This window comes from Persicobacter sp. CCB-QB2 (assembly GCF_001274635.1).
GTDB classification, from domain to species: domain Bacteria; phylum Bacteroidota; class Bacteroidia; order Cytophagales; family Cyclobacteriaceae; genus Persicobacter; species Persicobacter diffluens.
In genome coordinates this window covers 1,569,789-1,585,209 of the sequence record NZ_LBGV01000001.1, presented here as the reverse complement: position 1 = coordinate 1,585,209, position 15,421 = coordinate 1,569,789, and the positions used below count along the sequence as shown (strand labels likewise).

Genomic DNA, 15,421 nt, shown 5'->3' with positions numbered 1-15,421 from the left:
TTATCATTTAATTTTTTTATAGAATACCAAAACCGAATAATTGAAAGGAAAGAACTAAAATCAACATATAAATAATGACTGTTCCCCAGGCTGATTTCTTTTGGTAGATGAATTTTTTTCCCAGAAATTTTTCCCAAAATACTTTTACGAGCAAAATGGTAATGACCACGTTTAATAAAAAACCACCAATAGCAGCTGGAATTAAAGGAGAAATCGCTCCTATATTACCATTCATAACTGATTCGGCAGCTTCATTCATAGAAAACTGCATCAAGGCATCTTCCGCAACCGGGAACCAATGCTTTAGAGCCAGTGTCATTAGGTTAGCAGCAACTATATAGCCCAGCACCAATATCCAGGTCATATTCATTCCTTCTCTTTTGCCTGCGTACCTCAAATTGGAGGTGAATAAAATAATACCCAACAATGGGTGAATGATCAAAGAGGCAACTGCAATGGAAACCTTTGAATAAAGGCTTGGAACCAACCTGATTTGCTTCTTTTGAACTAAATTCTTAACCTGCTCTTTATTTAATTCTATCCTTCTGATTTTCTCCCCATTTTCAATGGTTACGGATGGAGTAGAAGGTTTGGGAGGGTTTTTTCTTAGTTGAATTTCTTCTACTGCTGCATCAATATACATTTCAGAGAAGTTTTCTTTTTGGGCGATGACCAGATCCAACTCCTCATCGGTCATCTTTGTCATAGTCCCTTTAAAATAGTTTGCCAACTTAAATTCCTTTTATTAGACGATGAATTACTGGGTGTTTTTCAACGTGTTTAACTGCCCAAAAATTACACCAAACACCATTAATAGATTGAACAGTCATAATTAAAAATGAAATAATTTAAAATTAGTTCGCGTTTGTCCAATATTGTGCTGTAGTAATTTTAGACGAAAAAGCATTATTTTCAAAAATAGCGGAGCGAAAAGGATATAAAAATCATTTCCACCCTTTTTTTTATAAAAATCTTAAGGAATCAGGCTTTTTAATTGTGATTTGGCCTGTTTTAGTTCATTAACAGGTGATTGGCATTGGTTGTTCAGGCATACAAAAATAGTGCTTTGCTCATTTTTTAAGGTTTTACCATAAAATAATGGTAAAGTACTATTATGGATAGAGGCCTGTATTATTTGGTTGGGCAGGTAATCCAATTGCCACTGGATTCCATGTTGAAGTGCTTGTTCTCCAAGGCAAATAATTTCAGGGGAGGGATGGAGTTTGAATAGCCATAATCTTGACCAATTCGCTATATATTGCGCATTTTGATCGGCTATTTTTCGGGTATAGGAAAGCATTTCCCAGGCGCGCTTTGTCCAGTCTGGCCGGTCCAGGGCAGTTCCCAAATAATATAAATTAAAGGCCATGATAGAGTTGGAAGCAGGGATCACATTATCGAAAAACTCTGCTTTTTGGACAATCAAATCATGGTGTAAGATGTTGGTAAAGTTTAAATAAGGGCTGTCTTTTTGAGCGAAATTTTGCAGTACATACTTGGTCAATTGTTCGGATTGCAATAGCCATTTTTCATTGAAGGTGATTTGATAAAGGTGAATAAATCCTTCAATTACCGCGGCATAATCTTCCAGAAATGCCTCAATACTTCCATGTCCATTTTTAAAAGAACGCCATAGGCTTCCGTCTTCTTTTATCATTTTGCCACTAATGAATGCTCCAAGGGCAATGGCGTTATCCTTGTCTTTCTGCCTTTGACTTACCAGCCAGGCATCAGCCAGGCCTTTGAGCAATAAGCCATTCCAGGCGGCTAATATTTTATCATCTGTGGCGGGCCGGCTTCTTTCATTTCTAATTTCCCACAACTTATGGTGGCAATTTTCAATTATTGCGGAAGCATTTGGTACTGTTTCTTCAAATACTTTGATGGATTTTTGTGGAAATAGGATGTTTCTTCCTTCAAAATTTCCATGCTCTTCTATTTGGTAATATTGGGCGAAAACGGCGTATTGATTTCCCAAAAGGCTTTTCAACTCTGCTGCTGACCATGTGTAGAAAAGACCTTCCACCCCTTCACTGTCTGCATCCAAAGCCGCATAATATCCACCCTCTGGAGACTTCATCTCTCTTTCCAGCCAATTCAATGTTTCGGTGATGATTCTTTTATACTCCTCATTTCCTTCTGTTCTATAAGCCTTGCTATACAGGCTGAGTAACTGAGCATTGTCATAGAGCATTTTTTCAAAATGTGGCGCAAACCAGTCTGCATCTACGGAGTATCTGGAGAAGCCTCCCCCTAATTGGTCATAAATTCCTCCATAAGCCATTTGATTTAGAACCAACTTTACCGCTTCTGTGGCTTGCTGGTTTTTTTGAAGGAGGCTGTAATCTAACAAAAAGTCCCAAATGACAGGCATGGGGAATTTGGGTGCCCGATTCATGCCGCCCTTTTCCCAATCCACTTCCGAGAGGATGTCCTGTGCCAGTTGATCAATCCATTGCCGGATGTCTTCCGGGTCTTCTCCGGGCTTTAATCCGAATTTATCTATATCAGATAAGCCCAATCGTTCTGCCAACCGATTGGCAGACTGATTAATTTCCGCTTGTTTTTCAAACCAGGCTTGGTGAATTTTCTCTAATAAATGTTCCCATTGTTGTGGAGGGAAATAGGTACCACCGAAGAATGGTTGCTGTTCCGGCGTAAGAAATACATTTAGCGGCCAGCCTCCTTGTTTTCCCATGGCTTGTACAGCATCCATATATAGCTGATCCACATCGGGGCGCTCCTCCCGATCCACTTTAATGCAGATGAAATATTCATTCATGATTTCGGCAATCGCATCATTTTCAAAAGACTCTCTTTCCATTACATGACACCAATGGCAGGCAGAATACCCAATGGAGACTAAAATGGGTTTGTTTTCATTTGTAGCCCTATTCAGTGCTTCCGGACCCCAGGGATACCAGTTGACCGGATTATGGGCATGTTGTAAGAGGTAGGGGCTGGTGGAGTCGATAAGTCGATTGCTATGGGATGGTTTCATGGTTTGTGGATGTAGGAATGAGCCGGTAAGAAATAGGAGCATGAGTACATCATTGTTGTACTTATGATTTTCTAAACCGGAAGAATATCATTTCAAAATATCCAATTTCCCGGAAGTAAAAGCAACCGTAAAAAAAGCAATAGGCCGATTTGTCTTTTGGATTACTTTATTCCCTTAATTGACTTTTCAGTGCCTGTATTTCCTTTTCTAAGGAGATGTAGGAGGCTTGTTGTTCCATTTTGGCAATAGTCTTATGCAGGAATTTTTGATGCTCCCGGCCTTCAATATGAAAAGGGCGGTGTTGGGCCGCTTTTTTAAGCTTTTGAATGCGTTCTAATGTTTTTTGACAAGCCGGGTCGCATTGGCTTTCAACAAACTTATTAAAGATATAAGCCTCGGCTGTTTGACTTGGATGGATCATGTCTTCGGCGAAAAAGCGGTAGTCGCGCAGTTCATCCAACAGAATTTCATAGGATGGAAAATAAAAGATCTGCTGCTGCCTTTTAATAATTTCTGCGATGGCCAGCCTAAGTGTGGCTTTGCTCAGGGAATTCTCAGTGAAGCCATCTTTTAAGTGCCGGACAGGGGAGAGGGTGAAAATGATTTTTAATTCCGGATTAAGTCGCCTTAATTCCTGATAGGTTAGTTGGAAGTCGTTTACTATTTCTTCCACGGAAAGCGCTATTTTTTTGAATTTTTTCGCGGGTTGTTTGTGACAATTTCCCACCCAGGCCTGTTCGTCGATTAATTCGTAGCCCCAGGCAGTCCCCCAGGTGATCATCAACCAGTTGGCAGATTTTAGAAACTGATGCACCTGATTTTGTTTATTGCTGATTTCTTCCAATAAATCCTGTGAGTTTAAAGCTGAAATATCGGAATGGTACTGATAGTGCCTCCAGACAGACTGGGATTCGATGATTAAGTTTTCATTTGGAGTCTGGAGGTGAATCGCATTTTTAAGGATTTGATTCAATGATTTGGGATTGTAGATCGTGCCAAAGGGGTTCGCTAAAACCTGCATGCCACCTTCAACAAGTCTGTTTCCTGTGGCATTGGCGAAGCACGATCCGAGGCTAAGGATTTTGTCCGTATGTTGGATAGGGGTGGGTAAGGATTCCGGCTGGAAGGTGGTGAAAAACATTTTTGCGCATTAATTTTTGACCAATTTACCAAAATCCTTTCCCAACTAAAACTGATGGTTTAATCCTGATGGGAAATAACAGAGGCTGCCTTAAAGAAGCAGCCTCAGTAATTTAAATTATTTACGGCATGTTAAAAGTCACGCCACCGGATAGGATTTTGAATTTCTTTTTATTTTACAGATAGTTTTTGGCCATTAAGCCTGTTCTTACTCACATTTAGCATTGATCAATTCGTAGATCAGGTGGCTCGCTAGTTTTGCCGTACGGTCATCGATGTCGAATTTAGGATTGAGTTCGGCAATATCCATACTCAAAAGTTTACCTGACTTTGCTACTCTTCGGATCATGGCAGAAATTACTTCCGGGAATGTGCCACAGGAATTTAATGCACTGACGCCTGGTGCAAATGGAGCGGAAAAAACATCCATGTCAATGGTCATATAAATGAAATCGCAACGATTAATGAATTTATGCAGCGCATGGGCTAATTCATGAATATGGCTGATGTGCATTTCATAATAAGGGACGTGATGCACCTTTAATTCTTCCGCAATTTGGAAAAGTTTTCTGGTATTGGCTGCTGGGTTGATACCCATCACCTGATACAGGAAAGAAGTGTCATCTTTTTCACATAGTTGTGAAATCTGATTAAAAGGTGTTCCTGACGATGGCTCCGGACTAGGAACTCTCAAGTCAAAGTGGGCGTCAAAATTGACTATTCCGATTTTCTTTCCGGGATGGTGTTTCTTTACCCAATTATGCAGCCCAAGGTAGTGTCCAAAGGAGATTTCATGACCACCGCCTAAGACAATAGGAAGCGTTTTTCTCTCGAGCAGTTGTTTTACTCGTTTACCTAACTCTTCTTGTGCTTCCTCCATTTTATGATTTACACAAGAAACATCTCCCGCCTCCAATAATTTCACTTTTTGTTCATCAAAGTGAACCGCGGTACTGCTCATTACTCTGCGAAGAGTTTCCGGGCCTTTTAAAGCGCCAATTCTTCCTTTATTCCTTTTGACACCTTCATCACTTCTGAAACCCAGGAAAGCAAATCTTTGATTACCTTCTTTTAAGTCAGAAGCTTCTTCCAGGTTTAAAGCTTCAACAATTTGGTGCCAACGATGGCCCAGTTCGCCATCTTCAGTATCTATTCTTCCGTGCCACTGATGTAGATCGGGAATGGTATAGCTCATGATATTATTGGATTAGATTGAGTGGGAAATTACTCTCCTCAAAGGTAAAAAAAATAGTACTAACAGGAGATGCAATTGCTTGCATTTTGATATTAAAAACAAAAAAGGTTGCTCCGGGGAACAACCTTTTGGTTAATTATAATTTCGACCAGGCTTGATCATCTTCCATGATCTTAAGGGCTTGCTGGAAGACTTCATTGGTTTCATTGAATATCGGGAAGAAGCCTTCATTGTCCCAAACACTTCGGGCGAGCTGCGCCTTTATTCGTAGTTTGATCAATGGTTTTGAGATTTCAAATTCTTCTTCATTGTAAGCCACATCCAGTTCTTTGGCTGTTTTTACCAGGTCCTTCAGCATGGCATCACTCACCTCAAAATTTGCTTTGAAATCTTGGTAATCCATGGACTTCAGCTTGTTTTGATTCTTTTCGTAATACTTAATGGTGTATTCCCGAAGGGCATTGCTGTAAAACAATTTGGTGAAATAATTACTGTGCATGGTGGTATCCAAAGGAACGAAATAATCCGGCATAATACCTCCGCCACCGTAAACGATTCGCCCGTGAGCTGTTTCATATTTTAGCGAATCATTCATTTTAATACTATCCGCATGGAAGAACTCTCCATGTTCGTAGCGGTTAATGCGGTCCATATAGTAATCTTCCATATGTTCTTTATCATATGGTTTCTGAATTGAGCGGCCACTAGGCGTATAGTATCTGGAAATCGTTAATCTCAATTCCGAGCCATCATTCAAAGGAATCGGCATTTGAACCAGACCTTTTCCGAAGGATCTTCTACCAATCACTAAACCGCGGTCATTGTCCTGAATAGCCCCGAAACAATCTCTGAAGCAGAAGCAGAACCTTCATCTAAAAGGACAATCACTTTTCCTTCTTCGAACATGCCTTTGCGTTTCGCTACATACTGGACATTGTAACGTTTTTCTTTCCCTTTGGTGTAAACGATCATATCGCCGTCTTTCAGGATTTCATCCACCATGTTCACTGCGCGATCCATATAACCACCAGGATTTCCCTGTAGATCCAAAATTAATTTGGTCATGCCTTGTTCTTTAAGGCTTTTCATGGCCTCATAAAACTCCTGGTAGGTAGTGGCGGAGAAACGACTTACTTTTAGGTAACCAATTTCATCGTTTACCATATAAGATACATCCACAGAATTTTGAGGGATTTTGTCACGGATAATGTCAAAGGCCAATAGTTCAGGGGCATTTTTACGATAGATTTTCACACTTACTTTTGTGCCTTTCTCTCCACGTAGGATATTGATCACATCTCGATTGGAAATACCAGTACTGGCAACATTTTCTCCGTCCACCTCTACAATTTTATCTCCACTGCGAATGCCTAATTTTTCGGAAGGGCCACCACTCAAAGGAGCCACCACATAAAGGGTGTCTCTCAGAATATTAAACTCGATTCCGATCCCGTAAAATTTACCCTCCAATTGTGACTTGGATAATTCCAAATCTTTGGCAGCGATGTAAACGCTGTGTGGATCGAGCTTTTCCAGCATTTTCGCAATAGCGGTTTCCACTAAATCTTCCGTATCCACCTCATCTACATAATCACGCTGAATATAGCTGACGATGTTCGAGAATTTATGGATACTACTGATAAGCGAATTATTCTTTGGCGATTCATTTCCGGCCATGGTAGCCCCAATCAATATCCCCGCAGCCAATCCCATGGCAATAAACAAAGGTAGTTTAATGTGAAATTTTGAATTTTTTGTTTTACTCATTATCCAAAGAAAATAGGTTGTAGTATTTAAGATTTAGTCTTGGCTAAGCCCTCATCCGAATTAAAAAACTCGAACAAGTTGTGAATTTATCGGCAATATCCAAAGTGCAAAGCATCAAATGGTCGTGATTTAATGCTACTTTAATGGGATATTCTGCAGCATACCCTTCTAGTTTTACGCATTATTTGCGAAAAGTTTATCGATTAGTAAACAATTCTATATTTTAACCTTTGCAATGGGTATTATTAGGTTGAAAGTTAATGAAATGTGTTTTAAAATATAAACTTAATGTAGATGGGGAAGGACTACTTTTCGGTTAATGTAATCGAATTCTTCTTCAAGATCTTTGGTGTAGGATTCTAATTGTCGCATTCGGTCCCTAATACTTAGATAATCTTTATAATGCTGATGCCCCATATTGATGGGGTAATCTTTATGATAATAGGCCATTTCATCTTCCTGCACTTTTATTTTGGCAAGGAGTGCTACAATCTTGTCCAGCTGTTGCTCATACTCCCAGCGTAAGGAACCATAGGACTCACTGGAAATTTTATCTAGTTTATGAAGGTCACTTAATCTCAATAAATGAAGCTCACCAGTCCTTTTCCAAAAGGCAAGGGTTTCTTTCCATAATTTGAAATCGAAGTCGAGGTCGGGGAGATGGATTTTTGCGTTGTTCATACTGAGGGGGTTTTCTGTATTAGCATATACGTAAAGCCCTGAATGAAAAGATTGCATTTTTTAAGGAATAATTGCTCCTGAAGGGAATATAGGGCGAAAAAGATTGCCTGCATATCTTTGAGGTGATGTTTCAACGGCCTTTGTTTGCATGCTCTCAGTGGAAGAGTAGCCAGTTATTTAGACCTGCTTAGGCTAGAGGTTACCTGTTCAAATTTTTGTTTAGCTGAAGGTGGGAAAATGAAGGGATTTTCTTCTTTATGGGTAATATCCAAAGAAGAAGATGAAATGAGGAACTTAGCACAAATAATACGGGATAAATAACCAAATCAAATATGACCGAATCTGTTTATTTAGGAAACCCATGATCCTGGCAGCAATATTAATGGGAAAAAATCAAAATGGCGACTGGGACTTTTTCCAGCTTGTTTAATTAAAGATTGTAATTTTTAACTAAAACTTACTTAGGTAAGAAAATACTGATGCTGAAAAGGTTACCTTCTGTTTGATTTTTAAATTGCCGTATCACCAACTCCCCCATTATGCATATAGTCGATCAGGTACTATCATTGGATCGTCACCCCCATCGAAGCTGGACGAACCGCCCTCTTTCCGTAATTGACAAAATTATTCTGCACCAGTCCATGACGGCTTCAGATACGAAAGCCCTCAACCAATACCACATTTCTTCCAATCATATTTGCCTGCAGGGATGCCCCAGAATTTGTTACCATTTTGCCATTGAATCCGATGGGAAAATTGTACAATGCAATGATGTCTCCGATATTGTCTGGCATACCAAAGGAGAAAATACCACTAGTATTGGTATAGTAGTGCTGGGAAATTTTAATGGATTAAATTACCGGGGTGGACAACAGCCAAGTAGTCAGCAATTGATGGCCTTAGGAGAACTGATTCAATATCTGTGTAAGGAATACAGGATTAGTTTACAAAAGGTTTTTGGCCACCATGATTTTAGAGAAGGTCCCTGTCCGGGTTATTATTTGCAAGAATGGATCACTTTTCTAAAAAGCGGTCAAATTACTGATTTGGTCAATAATGAAGACCCAAAACTGATGATTACCTTACAAAAGGCGCTTTCCAGCTTAGGTTATTATCATGGTCGTATCGATGGTCTTTGGTCCCCGGAATGTCGAAAAGCGGTATTACAGTTTCAGGTCGATAATCAATTGTTGCCGGATGGTTTGATGGGGGAAGTCTCCTGGAAAAAAATGAAAAATTGCCTGGCAGTCGCTTCCTTTAAACCACAGGCCAAAGGGGCATAGAAAAGTATATTTTTCTTACTTAAAGAATATAATTTTTTATAGATGCGTTATATTTTGTACAGAGGGAAGGAGAAAACGTTAATCGTTTTTCCTTTCCTTTTTTTATTTGCAGGATTGATTTTTTTTTATTTACCTTTAGGAAACTTTAGGGGTGCCCTTGTTTGGCTGAGATTATACCCTATGAACCTGATGCAGTTAATACTGCCGAAGGGAAAAGTGATTTTCATTTCATAGTGAATCCCTCCTTGTGAGGTCATACCTAAAGAATTAGGGGTTAAAAATTCGCCCTTATCATGTACTTTTTTTACAGATTTCGTCGGAATAGCTTCGATTTTAATCTGAATTATTAAAAAACAGGTATGACAATCTACCTCAATGATACTGCAAAGGAGTGTGAATCATCCATTTCACTTCTTGGATTTTTACAAACAGAAAGTTTGGCGGAAGCCAGAGGCATCGCTGTAGCCGTTAATCAATCCGTCGTTCCACGCTCGGATTGGGAAACTTATCAGCTAAAAAACCAAGATCAAGTGATGGTCATTCGCGCCACCCAAGGAGGATAACACATGAAAAAACAAGAAACCACACCCACTCAAGCCACGATTACGCGTGCGCCATTTCCGGCATCTAAAAAGATCTATGTTGAAGGGAAAATCCATCAGGATATCCGCGTGCCGATGCGTGAAATCTCTTTGACGGATACCAAAGTTTTTGGTACAGAGAAAAAAGTTCCCAATCAACCGGTAACCGTTTATGATACTTCCGGCGCCTATACGGATACAGAAATTGAAATTGATGTACGCAAAGGATTGGAGCCCATTCGTGAACAATGGATTCAGGATCGTGAGGATGTTAAAGCATTGGAAGGCATTACTTCCGATTATGGCAAGGAGCGCTTGGCCAATGAAAATCTGGATGCCTTCCGCTTTCAGCATTTGAGAAAGCCATTGGTGGCGAAAGGCGATACGCCGGTAACACAAATGTACTATGCGAAGCAGGGCATCATTACTCCGGAAATGGAGTATGTTGCTATTCGTGAAAACCAAAAGCTACAGGAAGTAAAAGACCGAGGGTGGAGCATCCGGGAGAAAGCTTTGGGGCCTTGACACCTAAGGGGGAAATTACGCCAGAGTTCGTACGTCAGGAGATTGCTGCCGGTCGTGCGATTATTCCGGCCAATGTTAACCACCCGGAGACGGAGCCGATGATTATTGGTCGTAACTTTTTGGTGAAGATCAATGCGAATATTGGTAATTCTGCAGTTACCAGTTCCATTGAGGAGGAAGTCGAGAAAGCGGTTTGGGCGATTCGTTGGGGTGCCGACACCGTAATGGATTTGTCTACCGGAAAGAATATTCATGAGACCCGCGAATGGATTATCCGTAACTCTCCGGTGCCGATTGGTACGGTGCCGATTTACCAGGCTTTGGAGAAAGTTAATGGTAAAGCAGAGGATTTGACTTGGGAGCTGTTCCGTGACACTTTGATTGAGCAGGCGGAACAGGGTGTGGATTATTTCACCTTGCATGCCGGCGTATTGTTGCGTTACATTCCATTGACGGCGAAGCGTTTGACCGGAATTGTATCACGTGGGGGTTCGATCATGGCCAAATGGTGTTTGGCGCATCATAAAGAAAACTTCATTTATACACATTTCGATGAGATTTGTGAAATCATGAAAGCTTATGATGTAGCTTTCTCTTTGGGCGATGGTTTACGTCCGGGCGCATTGGCGGATGCTAATGATGCGGCTCAGTTTGCGGAATTGGAGACCTTGGGGGAATTGACCAAGCGTGCCTGGGAGCATGATTGTCAGGTGATGATTGAAGGACCAGGTCACGTGCCGATGCAGATGATTCGTGAGAATATGAAGAAAGAGTTGCGTGATTGTTTTGAAGCGCCATTCTATACCTTAGGCCCCTTGGTAACGGATATTGCGCCTGGTTATGATCACATTACTTCCGCTATTGGTGCGGCTCAGATTGGTTGGTACGGCACGGCGATGTTGTGTTATGTAACTCCAAAAGAGCATTTGGGACTGCCGAATAAAAAGGACGTGAAGGATGGGGTTATTACCTATAAAATTGCTGCCCACGCCGCAGATTTAGCCAAAGGACATCCGGGAGCCTATATTCGTGATAACGCCATGAGTAAGGCCAGATTTGAATTCCGTTGGGAAGACCAGTTTAATTTGGCCTTGGATCCGGACACTGCCCGCGAATATCATGATGAGACTTTACCTGCTGAAGGAGCGAAAGTAGCGCACTTCTGCTCTATGTGTGGACCGAATTTCTGCTCAATGAAAATCACCCAGGAAGTTCGCGATTATGCGGATGAGAATGGTTTGAATACCGTGGAGGCTATTGAGCAGGGAATGAAAGAGAAATCTCAGCAGTTTGAGAATAACGGAAAAGAAATCTATTCCTAATCCATGGAATGGAGGCTAATCTCTCCGGAAGTTCCGGTCAGGGAAGAGGCAGCTATGGTAGCGGACTTCTTTGACCGGGCTTTGGATTATTACCATTACCGCAAAAGTAATTTTGAGCGGAAGGTGTTTGCCCGTTTTCTGGAGCAATTGCCGGAGTGTTTCCATTCACGGATTTTTCTACATTTAAAGGAAATCCCGGAGGAAACTTTTGAACATATCGGCTTTCATCTGAAGGGGCAACTGTACGCTTCCGATTTATCGGATTTTATTGAAGAAGAAAAATCTGAGGGGCGGAAATTCTCCGCGGGAGCACATGATGAGGCGGAATTGAATGCGGTTCAGGCCTGGGCTGATGCTGTTTTGGTAAGTCCCGTATTCCCGAGCATTTCAAAGTTGAATTATCAGGCTGAGGATCCCGGTTTTTTCCAAAAAGCCTTGGAGCAGGTCCCCAATTGCACGGCTTTGGGGGGTATTGGGAAAAATCAGATTCGTCAAATTCGGGAGATTGGATTTCAATCCTGTGCCTTGATGGGAGCAGTGTGGAAGGGAGATTCCGATCCCTTGGAAAATTTTGAGCAAATTAAAAACCAAATCCATGAATGAGCCAAGACCGGTTGTTTTGAGTATCGCAGGTTATGACCCTTCCGGCGGAGCGGGCATACTGGCGGATGCCAAAACCTTTGAGCAGTTGGAGTGTCTGGGACTGACAGCAATGACTTGCTGGACGGTTCAGAACGGACATCAGTTTCAAAGTGCGCACTGGCTCACCGTGGAGGAAGTGAAAAGTCAGATTGATGCTGTGATTGCAGGGCAGGAAATTCAATTTGTGAAAATCGGATTGGTAAAGTCCTGGCCATTTTTATGGGAAATCATCCTGCACCTCAAAGAAGTGTTGCCCACAGCCCGATTGATCCTGGATCCGATTCTTTCGGCCTCTGCAGGTTTTGAATTTCATGCAGAAGGCGCGGATTTCTTCCAAGAACGGATTTTGCCTCACCTTTTTTTGCTGACGCCAAATCAACCGGAGGCAGATAAATTGGGATTGAATTTTGATATTCCGCTGAGCACCAATATTCTCCTCAAAGGCGGACATGCGAGTGGGGCGGATTTGGGTACTGATTTACTTTGCCTAATGCTTGGTGATGCGGTGAAACTCACTTCCGACAAGGGAAAATTGCCGGACAAGCATGGTACAGGCTGTATTTTAAGCGCGGCGATTACTGCTAATTTGGCGAAAGGTCATTCCCTTGAAAAAGCCTGTCAACTGGCGAAACAGTATCTGGAACAATGCATGGAGAGTAATCCCGGAATTTTAGCCTATCATCAAAAAACTTCATGAAAACGAACTTAATCTTCATCAGTCAGGGCAATGGAGTGGAAGAAAACCTGAATTCCATTCGAAAAGCCATTAAAGCCGGAGCCGATTGGGTACAGCTAAGACTGAAAGCCGTATCCGAAGCAGAAATAATGACCGGCGCAAAGGCGGCTATGGATTTGTGCAAGGAAAATAATGTTTTGCTGACGTTGAATGATCACCCGAGCATTGTAAAGGAGTTGGGGATTCCCTCCGTACACTTGGGGCTGACCGATATGCCGGTGAGCGAGGCTCGAGCACTTTTAGGCCCTGAGGTGATCATCGGCGGAACGGCCAATACCTTTGAGGATATCAAAATGCATATGGCCGCCGGAGCGGATTATGTAGGTGTTGGCCCGATGCGCTTTACGACTACCAAAAAAAATCTGAGTCCTGTTCTTGGCCTCGAGGGCTATAAGTCCATCATCGAAAAAATGAAATCCGAAGATCTGGATATTCCGGTATTTGCTATCGGAGGTCTGACAGCGGATGATTTTCTTTCCTTATCCCAAGTGGGTGTGCATGGTGTTTCACTTTCTTCTGCTTTGTTGAATGCAGGGCAACCTGAACTTCTGATTGAACAAATCGACCAACATTTTTCTCCACATACGATCTCTTCCAAATCCATATAAGCATGTTAATAATTGCAGATAAAACCTTTCAGTCCCGCTTGTTTACCGGCACTGGAAAATTCGCCTCTTCTAAAGAAATGGAAGATGCTCTTTTAGCTTCCGGCTCAGAATTAGTGACAATGGCCCTGAAGCGGGTGAATGTGAATGATCAGCAGGATGATATTCTGAGTCATTTGAATCACGACCATATCAATTTATTGCCGAATACCTCCGGTGTTCGTACCGCTAAAGAGGCGGTCTTTGCAGCAGAACTGGCCCGTGAAGCATTAGGAACCAATTGGCTGAAACTGGAAATTCATCCGGATCCTAAATATTTATTGCCGGATCCGATTGAAACCCTGAAGGCTGCGGAAGAATTAGTGAAAAAAGGATTCATCGTTTTACCTTATTGCCATGCTGATCCGGTATTGTGTAAGCGTCTGGAAGAAGTAGGGACGGCTGCTGTGATGCCTTTAGCCGCTCCAATTGGCTCCAATAAGGGCTTGAAAGCTTTAGACTTTTTGGAAATTATCATTGAACAAGCTAATGTGCCGGTGGTGGTGGATGCAGGCATTGGAGCACCATCTCATGCTGCTGCAGCCATGGAATTGGGAGCAGATGCGGTATTGGTCAATACCGCGATAGCGGTGGCAGGAGATCCCGTGGTGATGGGGAAAGCGTTCAAACTGGCCGTGGAATCCGGGAGAATGGCCTATGAAGCGCGTTTGGCAAAGCCCTTGCAAGTAGCAGAAGCAAGCAGTCCGTTGACTTCCTTTTTAGACGAATTATAAGCCATGAGTACATTCAGCGAATTATTTCATCAACACGATTGGGAAGGGGTAAAGCAAAGCATCTATGCTAAAACGGCCAAAGATGTGGAACATGCTTTGGGGAAATCAAAGCGGGATTTGGAAGACTTTAAGGCCATGATTTCACCGGCTGCAGCCCCTTATTTGGAGCAGATGGCGCAGCTTAGTCATCAGATCACTCAAAAGCGATTTGGGAAAACGATGCAGCTTTATGTGCCGCTTTATCTTTCCAATGAGTGTCAGAATATTTGTACCTATTGTGGTTTTAGTCTGGATAATAAAATTCCCCGACGAACGCTTACCGATGCAGAAATTCTGAAAGAAGCTGATCACATCAAAGAAATGGGTTTTGAACATTTGCTTTTGGTGACCGGAGAAGCCAACAGAACCGTTGGGGTGCCTTATATCAAAAATGCCATGCAATTGCTGCGTCCGCATTTTGCCCATTTGTCCATGGAAGTACAGCCGATGGATCAGGAAGAGTATGAGGAGCTGATTGCCGAGGGCTTGAATACGGTTTATATTTATCAGGAAACTTACCATCAGGAAGATTATAAAAAGCATCATCCGAAGGGAAAAAAATCCAATTTCGAATATCGTTTGGCAACACCAGATCGGTTGGGAAAAGCAGGTATACACAAGATTGGGCTTGGCGTATTGATTGGGCTGGAAGACTGGAGAACGGATTGTTTTTTCAATGCGATGCATTTGGAATATCTGGAGAAAACTTACTGGCGCGCAAAATACTCCATTTCCTTTCCACGCTTACGTCCTTTCAGTGGCGGCTTGGATCCGAAGGTGGAAATGTCGGATCGGGAATTGGTGCAATTGATTTGTGCTTATCGGATTTTTGATGAGGAGGTGGAATTGAGCTTATCGACCCGTGAAAGTGAAAAATTCCGTGACCATGTTAGTAAATTAGGAATTACGGCGATGAGTGCCGGGTCTAAAACCAATCCGGGAGGCTATGCGGTAGAGCCCCAATCGCTGGAGCAATTTGAAATTTCGGATGAAAGGTCGCCGGCATTGATTGAGGAAATGCTGGAGAAAAATGGCTACGAAACCGTTTGGAAAGACTGGGATATTGCTTACGATATGAAATAAAAAGAACAAAGGAGGCCGTTTAAAGCCTCCTTTTTTAGTCCCCAATTT

The 15,421-nt window shown here is 42.1% G+C and carries 12 protein-coding genes, 2 pseudogenes and 1 riboswitch; of the genes and pseudogenes, 8 read left to right on the top strand and 6 right to left on the bottom strand.

What is annotated here, in order from left to right:
* Positions 1–16 precede the first annotated feature (16 nt).
* The 6 genes and pseudogenes from NG22_RS07165 to NG22_RS07140 all read right to left on the bottom strand — a co-directional run bounded on the left by NG22_RS07165 (position 17) and on the right by NG22_RS07140 (position 7,784).
* Positions 17–706 (bottom strand): hypothetical protein, encoded by a 690-nt coding sequence (locus NG22_RS07165; protein ID WP_157600907.1) that lies wholly within the window; start codon positions 704–706, stop codon positions 17–19.
* Between the two features lie 267 nt (positions 707–973).
* On the bottom strand, positions 974–3,001 hold the full coding sequence (locus NG22_RS07160) for a thioredoxin domain-containing protein (RefSeq protein WP_053405107.1): 2,028 nt from the start codon (positions 2,999–3,001) through the stop codon (positions 974–976).
* A 166-nt stretch (positions 3,002–3,167) separates the two neighbouring features.
* Entirely contained in the window at positions 3,168–4,142 is a 975-nt protein-coding gene (locus NG22_RS07155) for a GSCFA domain-containing protein (protein WP_053405106.1), read from the bottom strand.
* Between the two features lie 207 nt (positions 4,143–4,349).
* The gene (gene hutG, locus NG22_RS07150; protein WP_053405105.1) at positions 4,350–5,336 is read right to left on the bottom strand and encodes a formimidoylglutamase; all 987 of its coding nucleotides are present in this window, start codon (positions 5,334–5,336) and stop codon (positions 4,350–4,352) included.
* A 136-nt stretch (positions 5,337–5,472) separates the two neighbouring features.
* Positions 5,473–6,875, bottom strand: a pseudogene (locus tag NG22_RS07145) (S41 family peptidase).
* Between the two features lie 513 nt (positions 6,876–7,388).
* A complete protein-coding gene (locus NG22_RS07140) occupies positions 7,389–7,784 on the bottom strand; it encodes a hypothetical protein (protein ID WP_157600906.1) in 396 nt (131 codons plus the stop codon).
* A gap of 539 nt (positions 7,785–8,323) precedes the next feature.
* Here NG22_RS07140 and NG22_RS07135 point away from each other — a divergent pair.
* From NG22_RS07135 to thiH, 8 genes and pseudogenes are all read left to right on the top strand, one after another.
* Positions 8,324–9,067 carry an N-acetylmuramoyl-L-alanine amidase gene (locus NG22_RS07135; RefSeq protein ID WP_053405103.1) on the top strand — a complete coding sequence of 248 codons (744 nt, stop codon included), beginning with the start codon at positions 8,324–8,326 and terminating at the stop codon, positions 9,065–9,067.
* Positions 9,068–9,204: 137 nt separating this feature from the next.
* A riboswitch (TPP riboswitch) is annotated at positions 9,205–9,297 on the top strand.
* 129 nt (positions 9,298–9,426) lie between these two features.
* Positions 9,427–9,630 carry a sulfur carrier protein ThiS gene (gene thiS / locus NG22_RS07125; RefSeq protein WP_053405101.1) on the top strand — a complete coding sequence of 68 codons (204 nt, stop codon included), beginning with the start codon at positions 9,427–9,429 and terminating at the stop codon, positions 9,628–9,630.
* A 3-nt stretch (positions 9,631–9,633) separates the two neighbouring features.
* Positions 9,634–11,495, top strand: a pseudogene (gene thiC / locus NG22_RS07120) (phosphomethylpyrimidine synthase ThiC).
* A 3-nt stretch (positions 11,496–11,498) separates the two neighbouring features.
* Positions 11,499–12,098 (top strand): thiamine phosphate synthase, encoded by a 600-nt coding sequence (locus NG22_RS07115; protein WP_053405100.1) that lies wholly within the window; start codon positions 11,499–11,501, stop codon positions 12,096–12,098.
* On the top strand, positions 12,091–12,834 hold the full coding sequence (locus tag NG22_RS07110) for a hydroxymethylpyrimidine/phosphomethylpyrimidine kinase (protein WP_053405099.1): 744 nt from the start codon (positions 12,091–12,093) through the stop codon (positions 12,832–12,834). The genes NG22_RS07115 and NG22_RS07110 overlap by 8 nt, the downstream gene beginning before the upstream one ends.
* Positions 12,831–13,481: a thiamine phosphate synthase gene (locus NG22_RS07105; protein ID WP_053405098.1), complete on the top strand. Its 651-nt coding sequence runs from the start codon at positions 12,831–12,833 to the stop codon at positions 13,479–13,481. Before NG22_RS07110 ends, NG22_RS07105 begins: the two co-directional genes overlap by 4 nt.
* A gap of 2 nt (positions 13,482–13,483) precedes the next feature.
* Positions 13,484–14,251: a thiazole synthase gene (locus NG22_RS07100; RefSeq protein WP_053405097.1), complete on the top strand. Its 768-nt coding sequence runs from the start codon at positions 13,484–13,486 to the stop codon at positions 14,249–14,251.
* Positions 14,252–14,254: 3 nt separating this feature from the next.
* Positions 14,255–15,373, top strand: a complete 1,119-nt coding sequence (gene thiH / locus NG22_RS07095) for a 2-iminoacetate synthase ThiH (RefSeq protein ID WP_053405096.1) — start codon at positions 14,255–14,257, stop codon at positions 15,371–15,373.
* The last annotated feature ends 48 nt before the right edge of the window (positions 15,374–15,421 follow it).